This is a genomic window from Wolbachia endosymbiont of Oedothorax gibbosus (assembly GCF_936270145.1).
Classification (GTDB): domain Bacteria; phylum Pseudomonadota; class Alphaproteobacteria; order Rickettsiales; family Anaplasmataceae; genus Wolbachia.
Genome location: NZ_OW370537.1, coordinates 1,172,673 through 1,187,223, shown reverse-complemented (window position 1 = coordinate 1,187,223; position 14,551 = coordinate 1,172,673). Strand labels below are relative to the sequence as shown.

Sequence of the window (14,551 nt, the reverse complement as noted above, 5' to 3'; positions counted from 1 at the left end):
GGTAAACTCCGGAAACATATTATCAAAAAGTAGAGAGGTTACCCATGAATAAAAATGTAACAGAATTATTTTGCTTTGTAGACGATTTTTGCAAGGCTATAAACAAAAATTTCGCAGAAAAACTCCTGCCAAACAGTAAAAAACCTACCAGAACGCCAGAGATTACGCATTCTGAAATTCTTACTATAATTTTACTTTATCAACAATCTAGATGTGAGGACTTTAAATCTTTCTATACATATTATTTGAAAGCACTATATGGATCTGAGTTTCAAAATTTGCCAACATATAGTAGATTTATTAGGCTAAAACCGAGGGTTTTATGGTATTTAGCATTACTTTTGCAATGGCTATGTGAGCAGTCGAAAATGACAGGGATTTCGTACATAGATGCAACATCTATCGCTGTTTGCCATCCAAAAAGAATCTCAAGAAACAAAGTTTTCAAAGGATTGGCAAAGCTTGGAAAGACTACATATGGCTGGTTTTTTGGTTTTAAATTGCATATGGTAATTAATGAAAAAGGTGAAATTCAAGGAGTTACACTTACTAAAGGTAACGTTGACGACAGAAAACCAGTACCAAAATTAACTGAAAAACTGACTGGTCTTTTGTTTGGTGATAAGGGCTATATAAAGAAAGAGCTCTTTGCAAAACTCTTCGATAGAGGACTAAAACTCGTTACCAAAGTAAAAAAAGGTATGAAAAACACATTAATGCTACTTGAAGAAAAGATTTTTTTAAGAAAAAGGTCGATTATTGAAACAGTTTTTGGCTACCTAAAAGACAGACTTGAGCTTGAGCATTCAAGGCACAGGTCTCCAATAAATTTCTTGGTGCACGTCTTTTCCACATTAGTTTCATATTCCATGAAGCCTAAAAAGCCCTGTATTTCTAGATTTTACTATATTGATTAATCCGCAACTGGGGTTTATCAAGTGCTTGTTGCGCCAAAAGATTTTCAAGCCCTTTTTAAGTATACGCGCCAAAGTTAAGATCCGACCGGGAAGATTGTATAGCCGCAATAAAGTAGATAAGCCCAAACGCCATCATGTCTTTAGGAGAGTTTGCTAATGGAGGCTCTTAAGTTGACGCCATTGTCTGTTCAGATGCATGGCTAATGTACAAATACTGAATAAAAATTCCAGTGCCCCTGTGATGTCATTCCAGTGCTTGACACTGGAATCCAGCTTTTGATCGAAAATGTTGTATAGTACATAATCAAATTTTCTGGATCCCAGTGTCTGGGCACTGGGATGACACCCCATAAGTGTTGAAAGTAACACAAAAAAGACATAAAGAACTATTATTGCAAGAAAATGGAGGCAATAATGGATCAAATAGAAAGAGTACTAAATTTAATAAAAGATGAGGATTTAGAAAGGCTAGGAAAATTAAGTGAAGTAGATAAATGTAATACTAAATTGTTGGGCAAGATTATATTTAAAGGTCTAATGAAGTTAATATTAATGGGGCAAAAAACAAGCCTAAGAGCGCTAGAAATGGTAATAAACAGGTGTATAATGGATAAGAATAGCGATAAAAGTACAGTAACATACAGTGGTTTGTCAAAAAGGTTAAAAGTTATAAATCCAGAATATTTTAAGGGAGTATATATTGATTTGATGAGCAAGATTAAAAAGCTATTACCCCAAAAAACATCAAATAACTTACATAAGTTTGATTCGACGATCATAAATTTATCGGGATATCTCATAAAAGATGGGCTGAAAATAGGCGGTAAAAGTAACGATAGTCAAGTTAAAGTGAGTGTAGGATTAAAGGATCAATTGCCGACAAGTATAAGATTTTGTAAAGGACAAGAAGAAAGTAGTGAAGATATAGCATTAGTGAGAGCAATTAATGAAGCTAAAGTTGAAAAAGAGGATATTTTATTATTTGATAGAGGAATCAGAAAAGTTGGAACTTTTGCCGAATTTGATGAAAAGGAGTACAAATTTATCACAAGAGTTAAAGTAGGAAGAAAACATGATGTTATAAGCAGGAACAAAGTTATAGGAGAACAAAAATCGGATGGATCAGAGATTTTAGAAGATATAATAGTTAATCTTTATCGTGCACGAGGTAAAGTGGCAGAAAAGCATGATCTACGGCTAATAAAAATCAGAAATAAAATTGGAGATGAAATATGGTTTTTGACAAACTTGTTTGAAATGCCAGCTTATGAAGTAACAGAGCTATATAGGCGCAGATGGGATATAGAAGTGTTCTTTAAATTTATAAAGCAAAATCTTGGATATAAGCACTTTTTAAGCCATACTATGAATGGCATGAAGGTGTATATTTACATGATTATTATTACGGCTTTGTTATTTCTTGTTTATAAAATCAAAAATAATCTACATGGGTTCAAAATAGCATTACTGCAATTCACATTGGATCTAAATGACTCTTTTATACGTTCGATTGTTTTACTGTCGGGAGGTAATTTACATGCCGTCAATCACCTTATATCACGCCATTTTTGATACTTTCAACACTTATGGATGACACCCTTTTGGATGGAAACCAGTGTCGGCTACTTGGATGACACCATTTATTGTAAGCTCACATTTACTCTATGATTATCTTTTTAGATCACCTTTTCTATTGCGCCTGGCCGCAGCGCGTGATGCAACCGGATTCAAGTGTCAGCTACTTTTATAGCACCACTTCTGCTTCAATAACTGTAAATACTAAGCGATCTGTCTTAAAATCTCCTCCTGTTGCTGAGCATGTACACTAGCATAACCACATGCAGGAGATGCGGCAACGGGTCTTGCGATGCACTTAGGTCTTTTTGCTTGGATATCGAGATTGGACAACACTTCTTCTATCAATGGGTTGACAAAAAACCATCCTCCCATATTTTTTGGTTCTTCTTGACACCATACAATTTCAGCGTTTTCGTATTTTTCAAGTTCAATACTTAGTTTATCGGCAGGAAACGGATAGAATTGTTCCAAACGTATTACTGCTATATCGTTTATTTTTTGTGCTTCAAGCATTTCAATTATGTCGTAGTAAACTTTACCGCTACATATTACAGCTTTACGTATTTTATCGCTTGAAACCAAATCTGTTCTATATTCTGGAATTACCGTGAGGAATTTTCCTTCAAAGTCAGATAGGTTAGAAACTGCTCTTTTATGACGCAATAGTGATTTAGGTGTAAACACTACCAGAGGCTTACGAAAGTCTCTATGCATTTGTCTGCGTAAGACATGGAAGTAATTCGCCGGAGTGGAACAATTAACTACCTGCATATTATCCTCTGCGCAGAGTTGCAAAAATCTCTCTATACGTGCGGAGCTATGCTCAGGTCCCTGTCCTTCATAACCATGAGGCAGCAATAAAACTAGACCGCTTGATCGCAACCACTTTGTTTCTGCAGATGCGATAAACTGGTCGATCATAATTTGTGCACCATTTGCAAAATCACCAAATTGTCCTTCCCAGAGCACCAGTGAATACGGGGAATCAAGACTATATCCATATTCAAAGCCCATCACAGCATACTCAGATAGTGCGCTATCTATGACCTCAAAGTGAGCTTGCTTTTCATTTATATTGTTTAGCGGAATAAATGCTTCTTCTGTTACCTGATCAACAAGCCTTGAATGACGGTGCGAAAAAGTTCCGCGACCAGAGTCTTGGCCTGATAAACGTACTCTTATTCCTTCTGTAAGCAGTGACGCAAATGCAAGACTTTCAGCAGTTGCCCAGTCTATATCGTGACCGGAATTTATACTCTCTATTTTGCCATCGAGTATTTTTCTAACCTTATTGTTAATGTTAAAGCTATTTGGGATGTTGCTATTTATATGCACACCTAATTTTTTCAGCTCATCTGGCGGAACACCAGAATTTGTATAGTATTCGCTCAAATCGTTCAACTTTGCTCTTCTTAATTTTGACCACACTCCACCGAACCAGTCAGCTTTTTTTGGAATATAAGCCGCTGATTCAGCAAGACTTTTATCTAATTTTGCCCTGAATTCACTGCGTAGTTTACTTACTTCATCATCGCCTAATACTTTCTCTGCAGTCAATTTTTCTTCATACAGCGTTCCTGGAGTTTTATGCTTTGATATTACCTTGTACATAAGTGGCTGAGTGAAATTCGGTTCATCGCCTTCATTATGGCCATATTTGCGGTAACATATTATGTCAATCACTACGTCCTTTTTAAATTTCTGCCTATATTCCATCGCCAAACTCGCAACAAAACTCACAGCCTCAGGGTTATCTCCATTAACGTGAAACACTGGAGCTTCTATTGATTTTGCTATGTCAGTGCAATAAAAAGAGGATCGTGCGCAGCTTGGGCTCGCAGTAAAACCAACTTGATTGTTTATAACAATGTGCACAATACCACCCACTTTATAACCTTCAATGTTGCTCAAAGTCAGGGTTTCGGCAACCACTCCTTGACCAATGAAAGCCGCATCACCATGAATTGATATTCCAAGCACAGACCTTATATCCTGTTTTGCTCTTATTCTTCCAGCCAAAACCGGATTTACCGCTTCAAGGTGAGATGGATTAGGGCATAAACTTAAATGTATTTTTTTACCACCTGTAAGTGCTCGATCAGAAGAATAACCAAGGTGATATTTAACATCACCAGACACTTCAAGACCACTTGGGTATGCAAGGTTGCCTTGAAATTCAGACAGCATTGCCGCATATTCTTTTCCCATAACTTTGGTTAGAACATTGAGCCGTCCGCGGTGAGCCATGCCAAGAACTATTTCTTCAATACCAAAAGCTGCAGAATCACTAATAATTTTCTCAATTGCAACAATAGCTGACTCTCCACCTTCGATAGAAAAACGCTTATATCCAGGAAACTTCATATGGAGAAATTGCTCGAACATTTCGGATTCGACCAAGTGCCTCAGTATTTCTTTTTTGTCTTGTGAGCTCAGCGTATAGGTTTGATTTTCGATCTTTTCCTGCAGCCACATTTTCTCTTCATAAGAGGAGATATGCATAAATTCAAAACCGATATTCTTGCAGTAAATATCTCTGTAGGTTCTAGTGTCACTCGTAGGAGAGAGATTCGAATATTTCTGATAATCTATTTGTTTATTTCCACTTGGTGATAATGGATTTAAGTCTGCAAAAAAATGACCGTAGGACCTAAAGAAATTTGCCAAATCAGAAGCCGAATCATCCACCTTAGTTGCATGTTGTGCACCGCAGGTCTCCGCTTTATTAACTTCTAAATTGCTTGAAAAAATTCTGTTCCAATCTTCCCCGATTGATTTATCGCCCTGCAGATAACGGCTATACATTTCTTCTACAAATTCTGCATTATCACCATGAAGGCAGCTTAAACTCGACATAATCACTATAAAAGGTATCAAATATTATAAGTATAACTTAAGTTTTTTAAAAAAGAACTTTTTTAGTTTCTATACGTCATACCGCCGCGGTATCTCTTAACATAGATCCCGCTAACAAGCAGCGGGATGACGAATTGCTATGCCGCCACGAACCGTCGTTCCGCCGCAGACCGTCATACCGCGATTCATTCGCGGTATCTCTAGATCCCGCTAACACGTAGCGGGATGACGAATTGCTATGCCGCACGAACCGTCATACCGCCGCGGCGCTAACACGTAGCGGGATGACGATTGTCGGTGAACCTAAGTTACTTTAGCCATAAACATTAAGAAATTTACCAAACGGAAAAAAAGGCAAAAGAAGCCCTAGTCATTGTTTATTTTCAGTATCGGCGTTCTTTAAGTCTTAAACACTGCAATTTAGCTGCTTTTAAACGCAACTAACTTAAGCTATAAATGTTTAAGAAATTTACCAGCAGAAAAAAAAGACAAAGAATCCCCGGAGTAGCTAGTTATTCCACTCTTTATTTTAAAATTTGACGTTGGGTGATGTCTTAAACGCTTTATAAGCGCTTTTCAGCTTATGTGGGTAAAAACCCAAAATTTTTATAAAGACATAGTATGCACATAGTGCAAAAATTAAACAATAGTACGCCAAATACAAGTCTTCTTGTCATTTTAATCTGCACAGATTGGGAAGTTAAATAATATAGCTTCAGTTTCATGATAAGGGGGCTGGCAAGGCTTGTCAAGGAAGTTTTTTCGTTTAATCCGTTTCTATGAGCCACTTGGATGACGAGGTTACATATTTATGGCAACCTCATTACCTCCGCTCAAAAAGTTTTTCAATATCACTTAATTTCATTTCTATATAAGTTGGTCTCCCATGGTTGCATTGCCCGGAATATGGGGTTTTTTCCATTTGTCTCAGCAGCTCATTCATCTCCTCTAACCTCATTTTCCTGCCTGCTCTAATTGATCCATGACAAGCGATAGTGGCCAACACTTTGTTCACTTTATCTTCTACTGGCAATGTATCTTCTATTTCCGTTAGTCTGTCAATTATGTTAATTAGCATCTCTTTTACATCTATTGCTCCCAAGATTGCAGGGATTTCTTTTACTATCACTTTATTTTCTGATTTGATTTCAATATCAAAACCCATTTCAAACAACTTATCTTTATAGATTTCAATCATCTCCATTCCGGCTTGATTTTTGATTTCAACCGTTTCAGGAAGAAGTAGTTTTTGTCTTTTTATACTTGATTTTTGTTTTAAGCATTCATATACTAGTCTTTCATGGGCTGCATGCTGATCAACTATAATCAATTTGTCCCTTACCTCTGCAATAATATAAGTATTATAGACCTGACAGCGTGCAAGCCCGAGCGGGTGGCTCTCTATCAAATCAACTTGCTCTAACACCTTTTTTTCCAGAACCATAGTCTCCACTTGTGATGGGGGTTTTTGTATGCCGGTATAATCAAACGATTTTGACTGTTCTGATAAGCCTTTTGCTTTTTCATTTGGAGAAGCAAATTCTTTTATTAGTTGATTTTTAAAAGGACTTGGTCTTTTTTCATACAATTCTTTTTGAACATTAGACTTATCAAAAGGATCCGGCAATGTTGAATCCATTTTCTGGTCATGCACTGGAAAAGTGCCTATCCTTCTTGACAATGCTTTAATTAATCCTCTTGTCATTATCTCATATATGAGCTTCTTATTCTGAAACCTTACTTCTGACTTATTTGGATGCACATTTACATCTACTTGATCATAAGGTATCTCTAAATGTAACGCTGCAAAAGGATACCTATCGCTTGGAATAAAATCATGATATGCGTACCTAACTGCACCAATAAGTAGATTATCTTTAATTGGCCTTCCATTAACAAACGTATAGATCTGAGTTGACTTACCACGATTGACGGTCGGCTTACAGATGTGTCCCGTAAGTTTAATGCCGTCTTCTTCTTCATTGACCTCCAAAGAATTGCCCTGAAATTCTTCTTCTACTTCACACAATCTATGAAATAACGAAGTCTGCTTAGCGTATTTTAAGAGCTTTTTATTACCTGAAGTGAGAGTAAACCCTATATGATAGTTAATCATTGCTAGGTTATTTACAATATCAACAATGCTTTGAGTTTCTGCTCTTTCGGTTTTTAGAAATTTTAGTCTATTTGGGGTAGCGAAAAACAAATCTCGTACTTCAATATGTGTCCCTTGTGATAAAGGGTAAGGAGTTAGCTCCCCTATTTTCTCTCCACCCTCATAACTTATAGACCACGCCTCACTTGCTCCATGTGCCTTAGACGATAGCTTTATTCTACTTACTGCAGCAATTGAAGGTAAGGCTTCTCCTCTAAACCCAAGATGCTTGATTTCTATTAATTCACTATCGCTCAATTTTGAAGTAGCATGGCGCGTAAACGCAAGTTCTAAATCGTTTTTTTCTACTCCGTTACCATCATCTGTCACAATAATAAGGTTACGCCCACCACTTTCTATTTTGATCTCTATCTCTGAACTTCCAGCATCTATTGCATTTTCTACTAATTCCTTTACTACACTTGCAGGCCTTTCTATCACCTCCCCCGCTGCTATACGGTTTATGGTTTTTGTGTCTAGAAGGATTATTGCCATAGATTTATTATGAAACTGGTTTTTCTTTTACTTCTTTGGTTTGCTTCTCTCTCCACTTTTTTAACCTACCTGCAATTTCACTGTTAGAAATTGACAATATAGATACGGCAGTAATGGCAGCATTATATGCTCCATTTTCTCCTATAGACATGGTTGCAACTGGAACACCCTTTGGCATTTGAACTATAGAGAGTAGACTGTCCAGCCCATTTAATTGTTTACTATGCACAGGAACGCCGATAACTGGTAAACAAGTTAGTGACGCAACCATACCAGGTAAATGAGCTGCACCTCCTGCACCAGCTATAATAACCTTAAAACCTTCTTCTTGTGCAGATTTAGCAAAATCGAAGAGCCTTTCTGGCGTTCTATGTGCAGATATTATGAATATTTCATGTGAAACTTCTAATGCTTTTAACATATCGACGGTATGGACCATAGTAGTGTAATCTGACTCACTTCCCATAATAACAGCAATATCTTTTTTTATTTTTGTCATATTCAACACAATTTTACTTACTAACTAAATAATGTTCCAGCTAAAAAGCAACAAATATTTAAGTTATATTATAAATATAATATATAGAATTCTCGTTAAAATAGAAATTTTAAAAATTTAAATAAATATCTATGTTAAGATATAGAGATATAAACTTCTTATGTAAGATAAATTTATAAAATAATTATTTTTGTATTTCAAGCTTTGTAATTTTAGCTTGTTCTTTCTGTAAATGATTTTTTCAGATAGACTGATAGTAAAATGATAATTTAAAATTACTAGAAAATTGATTAAAATATTAATATATAATCAACTTAAAGTTTTAAATATTGATGTCATATAATTATTGACAAGTTATATGATATTAATATCTTGATATATTAAATATTATAAATGTTTAATAAAGTTAATTGATATGTGAGTGTAAGGATTATGGAAGTAATATCGTTAAATAACTTAGACAGTGCAGGAGTAAAAACAAAGTTGCTTCATATAATAAATGAAGTTATAGAGAAAAATGCTTGGACTCAGGCTTATGCAGCTGAAAAACTTTGCATCGATCAGCCAAAGGTATCGCAAATTAAAAATGGTAAAATAGATGGTTTTTCTTTAGAGCGATTGTTAGGATTTCTGAAAAAATTTGATCATGAAATAACAATTACGATGACAGAAAGCCAAAAAATAAAATCTGAGGCAGAAAAAGTAAAACATGAGGTTGAATCGCAATAGATACAAGTTGACAACTTGTTTTTTGTGATATAGTATAAAACTTATTAAGGTAGTATCTTATGGCTGAGTCTATTGTAGAAAAGTGTACAGAACAGGTAAGTAACCGTTTCAAATTGGTTCTATTGGCAAGTCAAAGAACACATGATTTAAATACAGGAGCAAGTAATCCAGTTCACACAGCTCAGTTTAAAGACCATAAGAACACCATAGTTTCCTTACATGAAATAGCAGAAAAACAGGTGGATACTCATGAGCTGTTTAACCTTTTGGTAGGTAGGTGCAAGGAGTACATGAAAGGAAATATGAATAATGTTTACATTAGTAATACAAGTAAGCTAGCGAATTTATTAGATTTTTCTGATAACACAGATCTTGATGTAAGTCAAGAAAGCCAAGATTACGAAGTGGATGATGAAATAAATGATCAAGATGGCAATGAAGAAGTATCCATTTAGAAATTTACTGAAGTTACATAGTCTTTAAATGATTCACATTGCTATCTATACACTGTTGTTCTGCATGAGTGTAATGTTGTGTCGCATAGTATCTAAGTCAAGTGATGTGTACAATAAGGTTTTAGCGTTCAATAATTTCTCAACGCAAGTAGTTGTGCTCATAACAGCAATATCAATCATTCTGAATAATTTTTTTTTAATTGATATAGCATTGTTATATGCTAGCGTTAGCTTTATATCAACTATAGCACTAATGAGATTAATGTTGTTTTAATAATTTATGATAGGGTCCGTTCTTATATTTTTAGGCATTTGTTTAGTAATCATTTCAAGTGTGGGAGTAATTAGATTTCCTGATTTCTATACTAGGTTACATGCAGCAGGTATTACAGATTCTAGTGGTGCAACGTTATTGTTAATTGGTTTTACTCTGCAGAATGAATTTTCAATCAATACTGTTAAAATAATATTATTAATTCTTATAATATGGGTAACTAGCTCAACTAATAGCTATATTTTAGCGCGCACTTATTATAAAGTTAAGAAAAAAACTGTTAAAGAAGGTTAAGGTGTTAGAAATATTAAATGTAGTGCTACTTTTGTTGTTACTAACAGTTACGGTTTTGATAGTCTTCTCGCGACATTTAGTCGCAAGTGCTATTCTAATGTGTGTATTTAGTTCACTTATTGCGCTTATATACTTAATTATGAATGCACCTGATGTTGCAATTACTGAAGCTTCTGTTGGTGCGGGGCTCGGTACGGTTTTTACGTTTGCAGCACTCTCCTTGATAAAGAATCATAAAGTAAATCTATCTCATAACCCTATAACGCTTTTTTTTATGTTATTTCTGGCTGTATGTTTGTCATATTTTATGATTCAATTGCCAGATTTTGGCAGCCACAATGCTCCGATTCACTTGCATGTTGCTCCTTATTATGTGGAAAATACCGAAAAAGCTACCGGTATTCCTAATATAGTGACAGCTGTTTTGGCAAGTTTTCGTGGTTATGACACGTTTGGAGAAACTATAGTGGTTTTTACTGCTGCGCTTTGTATAACATTGATATTAAAAGAAGAAAAAGAAAATGATTAAAGATCCGATATTAAATGTAGTAACATTTTTGATGATACCTTTTATCATTTTATTTGGTTTATACATACAATTTCACGGTGATTACACTCCAGGTGGAGGTTTTCAAGCAGGAATAATTATTGCCTCCGGGATAATATTATATTCAATGCTATTTGGTGTATCTACAACTCTAAAAGCAATACCTTATTCTGTGGTTAGATTGACTAACGTGCTCGGTATTTTAATTTATGGAGGAACGGGCGTTGCAACAACTTTACTTGGCCAAAATTTTTTATCTTATGATATCTTGTCAGCCAATAATAGAACCGGTCAAAAATTGGGTATTTTTTTGGTGGAATTAGGTGTAGCATTTACTGTCTGCTCCTCTATGTTAATTATATATATGAATTTTGCTCGTAGGAAAAAACAATGACTTTATATAATTATACGATTATTATTGTATTAATGGTGCTAGGTTTATATATTATTATAAACGATAAAAATTTAATCAAGAAAATGATAGGGATAAGCGTCTTCCAAGCATCTGTTTTGTTGTTTTACATATCTCTAGGATATATAAAAAGTTCTTTGCCTCCTATATTGGTTTCAAATTTTTATTTATATAGCAATCCTATACCTCATGTTTTAATGCTTACTGCTATAGTGGTTGGAATTGCAACATTTTCAGTTGGATTGTCCATAGCAGTAAAAATGGAAGAAAAGTATGGAACAATTGATTAAGACAAGTGTACATAAATTAACAGTATCTTAAGCTATATGAAGTAACAAATAGCCACACGCTAAAAGTAAAATTATAGACTTGCTCGTTGTAAGTTTGTTTGTTAATAAGGAATAAAATTATAAACTATAAAGGTAATGATGTCAATTATTAATGATGCAGAAGATAAGAAAAAAATTATCAGAGATCTTGTAACTAAAAGTATAAAAAAGGGTGGTTTTATCACCTTTGATGATATAAATGATAAATTATCAGATGAAAATTTTTCGTCTGACTTTATAGATGATGCTATATCTTTATTGCAGGACTCCGGAATTAATGTGCTTGAAAGTAGCGAAGATGAAGAAGATATTCCTTCCAACAGTGATGATAGTAAACTTGATGATGATGACACATTGCCAAATGTTACTGCAACTTTAGTACAAAATGATGATCCAGTAAGGATTTATTTACAAGACATGAGCTCTGTAAAGCTTTTGTCAAGGGCAGATGAAATCGAGATAGCAAAAAAAATTGAATCTGAAAAGCATAACATGTTACGCGCAATAATTGAAACATCAGTAACATTAAAGGTGATAAAAGTATGGCGTGATGATTTAAGTAATGGAGCTCTCTTACTGAGAGAAATTATAGATCTGGATGCAATTTATAACTCTGATTTTAATGTGGTACCTAAAGAAGAAAGTGAAGAGAGTGAAGAAAGTGCTGAAGATGTTGAGGATTCTAAGGATATTTCTGAAGATGCTAAAGATGACGAATATTGTGTTGGTGATGGAGAAAAAGGCGATGATGAGAAAGAGAGTGATAATGAAGATATAAATTCAGCGAGTTTAAATGTTTCTATTCTTGAAATGGAAAGTGACTTATTACCAAAGGTCATAGTTGCATTGGATGAGATAATTACTTTAGCAAATGAAGCATTGGTATTAAGAAAAAATTCTAAAGATTCCTCTGATGAACTAGAGAGTTTATATAATCAAATATGGTCTATAGCATTACAAATTAAGTTAAGTGATGCTGCTATTACCAGAATTACACAAGAACTTTATAAGATAAATAGATCCATCACGCTTGATGAGGCTAATCTTATTGCTGAGGCTAGAAAATACAATATCGATAGAGAAAGTTTCTATAAAATTTATGATGACGTGCTTTTAAAGCACGAGTCAAAAGAGATAAGTCTTTTAAAGATCAATGAAAATCAGTCCTCTTTTACAGGTGAATTAAAAAACAAATTTTTAAGGTTTATAGATGATAACTCTGAGTATATAGCTAGTACCTTAAGCGGTATTAAGCATTATATACAAGAAGATAATGTGCAAGAATTTAAGGAGCTAATCAGGAGAATACAAAAACACGAACGAGAAGTCTCTGAAGCAAAGCAAGAAATGATTAAGGCTAACTTAAGGCTAGTAGTTTCCATTGCTAAGAAGTATTCAAAAAGAGGCCTTGATCTGCTTGATTTGATACAAGAAGGCAATATTGGTCTTATGAAGGCTGTGGATAAGTTTGATTACAAACGTGGATATAAATTTTCAACTTATGGCACTTGGTGGGTAAGACAATCAATCACTAGGGCAATACCTGAGCAGTCCAAAGTAGTTAGAATACCAGTTCATATGGTAGAAATTATCAGTAAAATCAACAGAGCATTAAGAAAGATGACTCATGAGATGGGAAAGGAGCCGACGTTAGAGGAATTGAGTGTAGAACTGACAATGCCACTGGAAAGAATACGCAAAGTTATGAAAATAGCAAGGGATCCAGTAAGTCTTGAAGCTCCAACAGGAAAAGATGATAGTAGTACCTTCGGTGATTGTATAGAAGACAAGCGAGTCTCCAGACCAGAAGATGCTGCAATACTTGCTGACTTGCGCGGTATTACAACCAATGTTCTTGCAACTTTAACACCAAAGGAAGAAAGAATTTTAAGAATGCGTTTTGGCCTTGGTAAAGATGGGAAGGAGCATACCTTAGAAGAAGTAGGAAAAATTTTTAATGTAACACGTGAGAGAATTAGGCAAATAGAGGCAAAAGCACTGCGCAAGTTGAAACATCCAAGCCGCGCTAGAAAACTGAGAGGGTTCTTTTAAGTATACGTGTCAAGTTAAGAAGAAGCTGATTTCACCACTATTTTTCTTTTTTTATGAATCTCATGAAACAACATGATTGGATATAGTAAATATTGTGGCAAATAAACCAGGTATAGGTAAAGAAGATTTATTTTTCATCGTGATCAGCGGAAATGATGGTATGGTTGCTACTGCTTATGACGATACTAAAGCGGAAGAAGTATTGGAACAAGCAGTGAGTGAAATATGTAACGCACTTAAGGTTCTAAGTGAACATGGTGTTAAGCATGTAGTTGTTGCAAACGCACCTGACATTAGCTTAGTATCAGCTTTTAATAGAGATGAAGAAGCAAGGGAATTAGCTACAAAGCTTGCGGAGAGTTTCAATGCAAAATTGGCTAATGGCTTAGATTATATGAAGAAAAATACAGATCTTGAAATAAAAGCATTTGATCTTAACTCTAAAATGAAAAGAAAGACCTTACTCAGATGGTATGAATAGTTATTGAGCTTAATTATTAGAGTAGTAATGTTTATTTTTATATTGACTATTGAGGTTTATTATTTTATAACTAAAAACTTATGAGCTTGAGTTTATAACATATGCCTACGATAAATCAATTAATACGTAAGGGTAGATTAGGATTGACCCATAAGAAAAAGGCACCAGCTTTGGGAGAAAGTAACCCTCAAAGGAGAGGTGTTTGCACTAAAGTGTATACTACAACTCCTAGGAAACCTAACTCAGCACTCCGTAAGGTAGCCAGAGTAAAAATTAGTGGATATGGTGAAGTGATAGCTTATATACCTGGTGAAGGTCATAATTTACAAGAGCACTCTGTTGTTTTGATACGTGGTGGGCGGGTTAAAGATTTGCCAGGTGTGCGTTATCACATAATAAGAGGTGCCCTTGATCTGCGTGGTGTGCAAAATCGGAAGAAAGCTCGTTCAAAATATGGTGTAAAGAAATCTGGTTAAAG

At 34.8% G+C, this 14,551-nt stretch carries 15 protein-coding genes and 1 pseudogene; 13 read left to right on the top strand and 3 right to left on the bottom strand.

The window, feature by feature from the left end:
- Positions 1–44: 44 nt before the first annotated feature.
- The 3 genes and pseudogenes from NBW37_RS05750 to NBW37_RS05740 all read left to right on the top strand — a co-directional run bounded on the left by NBW37_RS05750 (position 45) and on the right by NBW37_RS05740 (position 2,489).
- On the top strand, positions 45–917 hold the full coding sequence (locus NBW37_RS05750; RefSeq protein WP_250295817.1) for an IS982 family transposase: 873 nt from the start codon (positions 45–47) through the stop codon (positions 915–917).
- Positions 918–929: 12 nt separating this feature from the next.
- Positions 930–1,074: pseudogene (locus tag NBW37_RS07785) on the top strand (IS4-like element ISWosp8 family transposase); the annotation flags it as partial.
- Positions 1,075–1,319: 245 nt separating this feature from the next.
- The gene (locus tag NBW37_RS05740; RefSeq protein ID WP_250295821.1) at positions 1,320–2,489 is read left to right on the top strand and encodes an IS4 family transposase; all 1,170 of its coding nucleotides are present in this window, start codon (positions 1,320–1,322) and stop codon (positions 2,487–2,489) included.
- Positions 2,490–2,696: 207 nt separating this feature from the next.
- On the opposite strand, the gene NBW37_RS05735 is transcribed toward NBW37_RS05740, so the two are convergent.
- The 3 genes from NBW37_RS05735 to purE form a co-directional block, all read right to left on the bottom strand.
- Positions 2,697–5,351 carry a 2-oxoglutarate dehydrogenase E1 component gene (locus NBW37_RS05735; protein ID WP_250297008.1) on the bottom strand — a complete coding sequence of 885 codons (2,655 nt, stop codon included), beginning with the start codon at positions 5,349–5,351 and terminating at the stop codon, positions 2,697–2,699.
- Between the two features lie 823 nt (positions 5,352–6,174).
- Positions 6,175–8,001, bottom strand: coding sequence for a DNA mismatch repair endonuclease MutL (mutL, locus tag NBW37_RS05730; RefSeq protein ID WP_250296103.1), 1,827 nt, complete (start codon positions 7,999–8,001; stop codon positions 6,175–6,177).
- Positions 8,002–8,008: 7 nt separating this feature from the next.
- On the bottom strand, positions 8,009–8,500 hold the full coding sequence (purE, locus tag NBW37_RS05725) for a 5-(carboxyamino)imidazole ribonucleotide mutase (protein WP_250296102.1): 492 nt from the start codon (positions 8,498–8,500) through the stop codon (positions 8,009–8,011).
- A 432-nt stretch (positions 8,501–8,932) separates the two neighbouring features.
- Between purE and NBW37_RS05720 the strand changes: the two genes are divergently transcribed.
- From NBW37_RS05720 to rpsL, 10 genes are all read left to right on the top strand, one after another.
- Positions 8,933–9,229: a helix-turn-helix domain-containing protein gene (locus NBW37_RS05720; RefSeq protein WP_250296101.1), complete on the top strand. Its 297-nt coding sequence runs from the start codon at positions 8,933–8,935 to the stop codon at positions 9,227–9,229.
- A 59-nt stretch (positions 9,230–9,288) separates the two neighbouring features.
- Positions 9,289–9,684 carry a DNA-directed RNA polymerase subunit omega gene (gene rpoZ, locus NBW37_RS05715; RefSeq protein WP_250296100.1) on the top strand — a complete coding sequence of 132 codons (396 nt, stop codon included), beginning with the start codon at positions 9,289–9,291 and terminating at the stop codon, positions 9,682–9,684.
- A gap of 28 nt (positions 9,685–9,712) precedes the next feature.
- Positions 9,713–9,958, top strand: coding sequence for a monovalent cation/H+ antiporter complex subunit F (locus NBW37_RS05710; RefSeq protein ID WP_320109922.1), 246 nt, complete (start codon positions 9,713–9,715; stop codon positions 9,956–9,958).
- A gap of 6 nt (positions 9,959–9,964) precedes the next feature.
- Positions 9,965–10,252, top strand: a complete 288-nt coding sequence (gene mnhG / locus NBW37_RS05705; protein WP_250296099.1) for a monovalent cation/H(+) antiporter subunit G — start codon at positions 9,965–9,967, stop codon at positions 10,250–10,252.
- Between the two features lies 1 nt (position 10,253).
- Complete coding sequence (locus tag NBW37_RS05700) at positions 10,254–10,781, top strand: DUF4040 domain-containing protein (protein WP_250296098.1); 528 nt, start codon at positions 10,254–10,256, stop codon at positions 10,779–10,781.
- Positions 10,774–11,193 (top strand): Na(+)/H(+) antiporter subunit B, encoded by a 420-nt coding sequence (locus NBW37_RS05695; RefSeq protein ID WP_250296097.1) that lies wholly within the window; start codon positions 10,774–10,776, stop codon positions 11,191–11,193. Before NBW37_RS05700 ends, NBW37_RS05695 begins: the two co-directional genes overlap by 8 nt.
- Complete coding sequence (locus NBW37_RS05690) at positions 11,190–11,501, top strand: cation:proton antiporter subunit C (protein ID WP_250296096.1); 312 nt, start codon at positions 11,190–11,192, stop codon at positions 11,499–11,501. Before NBW37_RS05695 ends, NBW37_RS05690 begins: the two co-directional genes overlap by 4 nt.
- 138 nt (positions 11,502–11,639) lie before the next feature.
- On the top strand, positions 11,640–13,592 hold the full coding sequence (gene rpoD, locus NBW37_RS05685) for an RNA polymerase sigma factor RpoD (protein ID WP_250296095.1): 1,953 nt from the start codon (positions 11,640–11,642) through the stop codon (positions 13,590–13,592).
- A 94-nt stretch (positions 13,593–13,686) separates the two neighbouring features.
- Positions 13,687–14,073: an SGNH/GDSL hydrolase family protein gene (locus NBW37_RS05680; protein WP_250296093.1), complete on the top strand. Its 387-nt coding sequence runs from the start codon at positions 13,687–13,689 to the stop codon at positions 14,071–14,073.
- 101 nt (positions 14,074–14,174) lie between these two features.
- Positions 14,175–14,549 carry a 30S ribosomal protein S12 gene (rpsL, locus tag NBW37_RS05675; protein ID WP_250296092.1) on the top strand — a complete coding sequence of 125 codons (375 nt, stop codon included), beginning with the start codon at positions 14,175–14,177 and terminating at the stop codon, positions 14,547–14,549.
- Positions 14,550–14,551 lie beyond the last annotated feature (2 nt).

Bases quoted from the DNA above. Each gene is read 5' to 3' on its own strand.
- NBW37_RS05750 (WP_250295817.1), top strand. From the start codon at position 45: ATGAATAAAAATGTAACAGAATTATTTTGCTTTGTAGACGATTTTTGC.
- NBW37_RS05740 (WP_250295821.1), top strand. From the start codon at position 1,320: ATGGAGGCAATAATGGATCAAATAGAAAGAGTACTAAATTTAATAAAA.
- NBW37_RS05735 (WP_250297008.1), bottom strand. From the start codon at position 5,351: ATGTCGAGTTTAAGCTGCCTTCATGGTGATAATGCAGAATTTGTAGAA.
- mutL (WP_250296103.1), bottom strand. From the start codon at position 8,001: ATGGCAATAATCCTTCTAGACACAAAAACCATAAACCGTATAGCAGCG.
- purE (WP_250296102.1), bottom strand. From the start codon at position 8,500: ATGACAAAAATAAAAAAAGATATTGCTGTTATTATGGGAAGTGAGTCA.
- NBW37_RS05720 (WP_250296101.1), top strand. From the start codon at position 8,933: ATGGAAGTAATATCGTTAAATAACTTAGACAGTGCAGGAGTAAAAACA.
- rpoZ (WP_250296100.1), top strand. From the start codon at position 9,289: ATGGCTGAGTCTATTGTAGAAAAGTGTACAGAACAGGTAAGTAACCGT.
- NBW37_RS05710 (WP_320109922.1), top strand. From the start codon at position 9,713: ATGATTCACATTGCTATCTATACACTGTTGTTCTGCATGAGTGTAATG.
- mnhG (WP_250296099.1), top strand. From the start codon at position 9,965: ATGATAGGGTCCGTTCTTATATTTTTAGGCATTTGTTTAGTAATCATT.
- NBW37_RS05695 (WP_250296097.1), top strand. From the start codon at position 10,774: ATGATTAAAGATCCGATATTAAATGTAGTAACATTTTTGATGATACCT.
- NBW37_RS05690 (WP_250296096.1), top strand. From the start codon at position 11,190: ATGACTTTATATAATTATACGATTATTATTGTATTAATGGTGCTAGGT.
- rpoD (WP_250296095.1), top strand. From the start codon at position 11,640: ATGTCAATTATTAATGATGCAGAAGATAAGAAAAAAATTATCAGAGAT.
- rpsL (WP_250296092.1), top strand. From the start codon at position 14,175: ATGCCTACGATAAATCAATTAATACGTAAGGGTAGATTAGGATTGACC.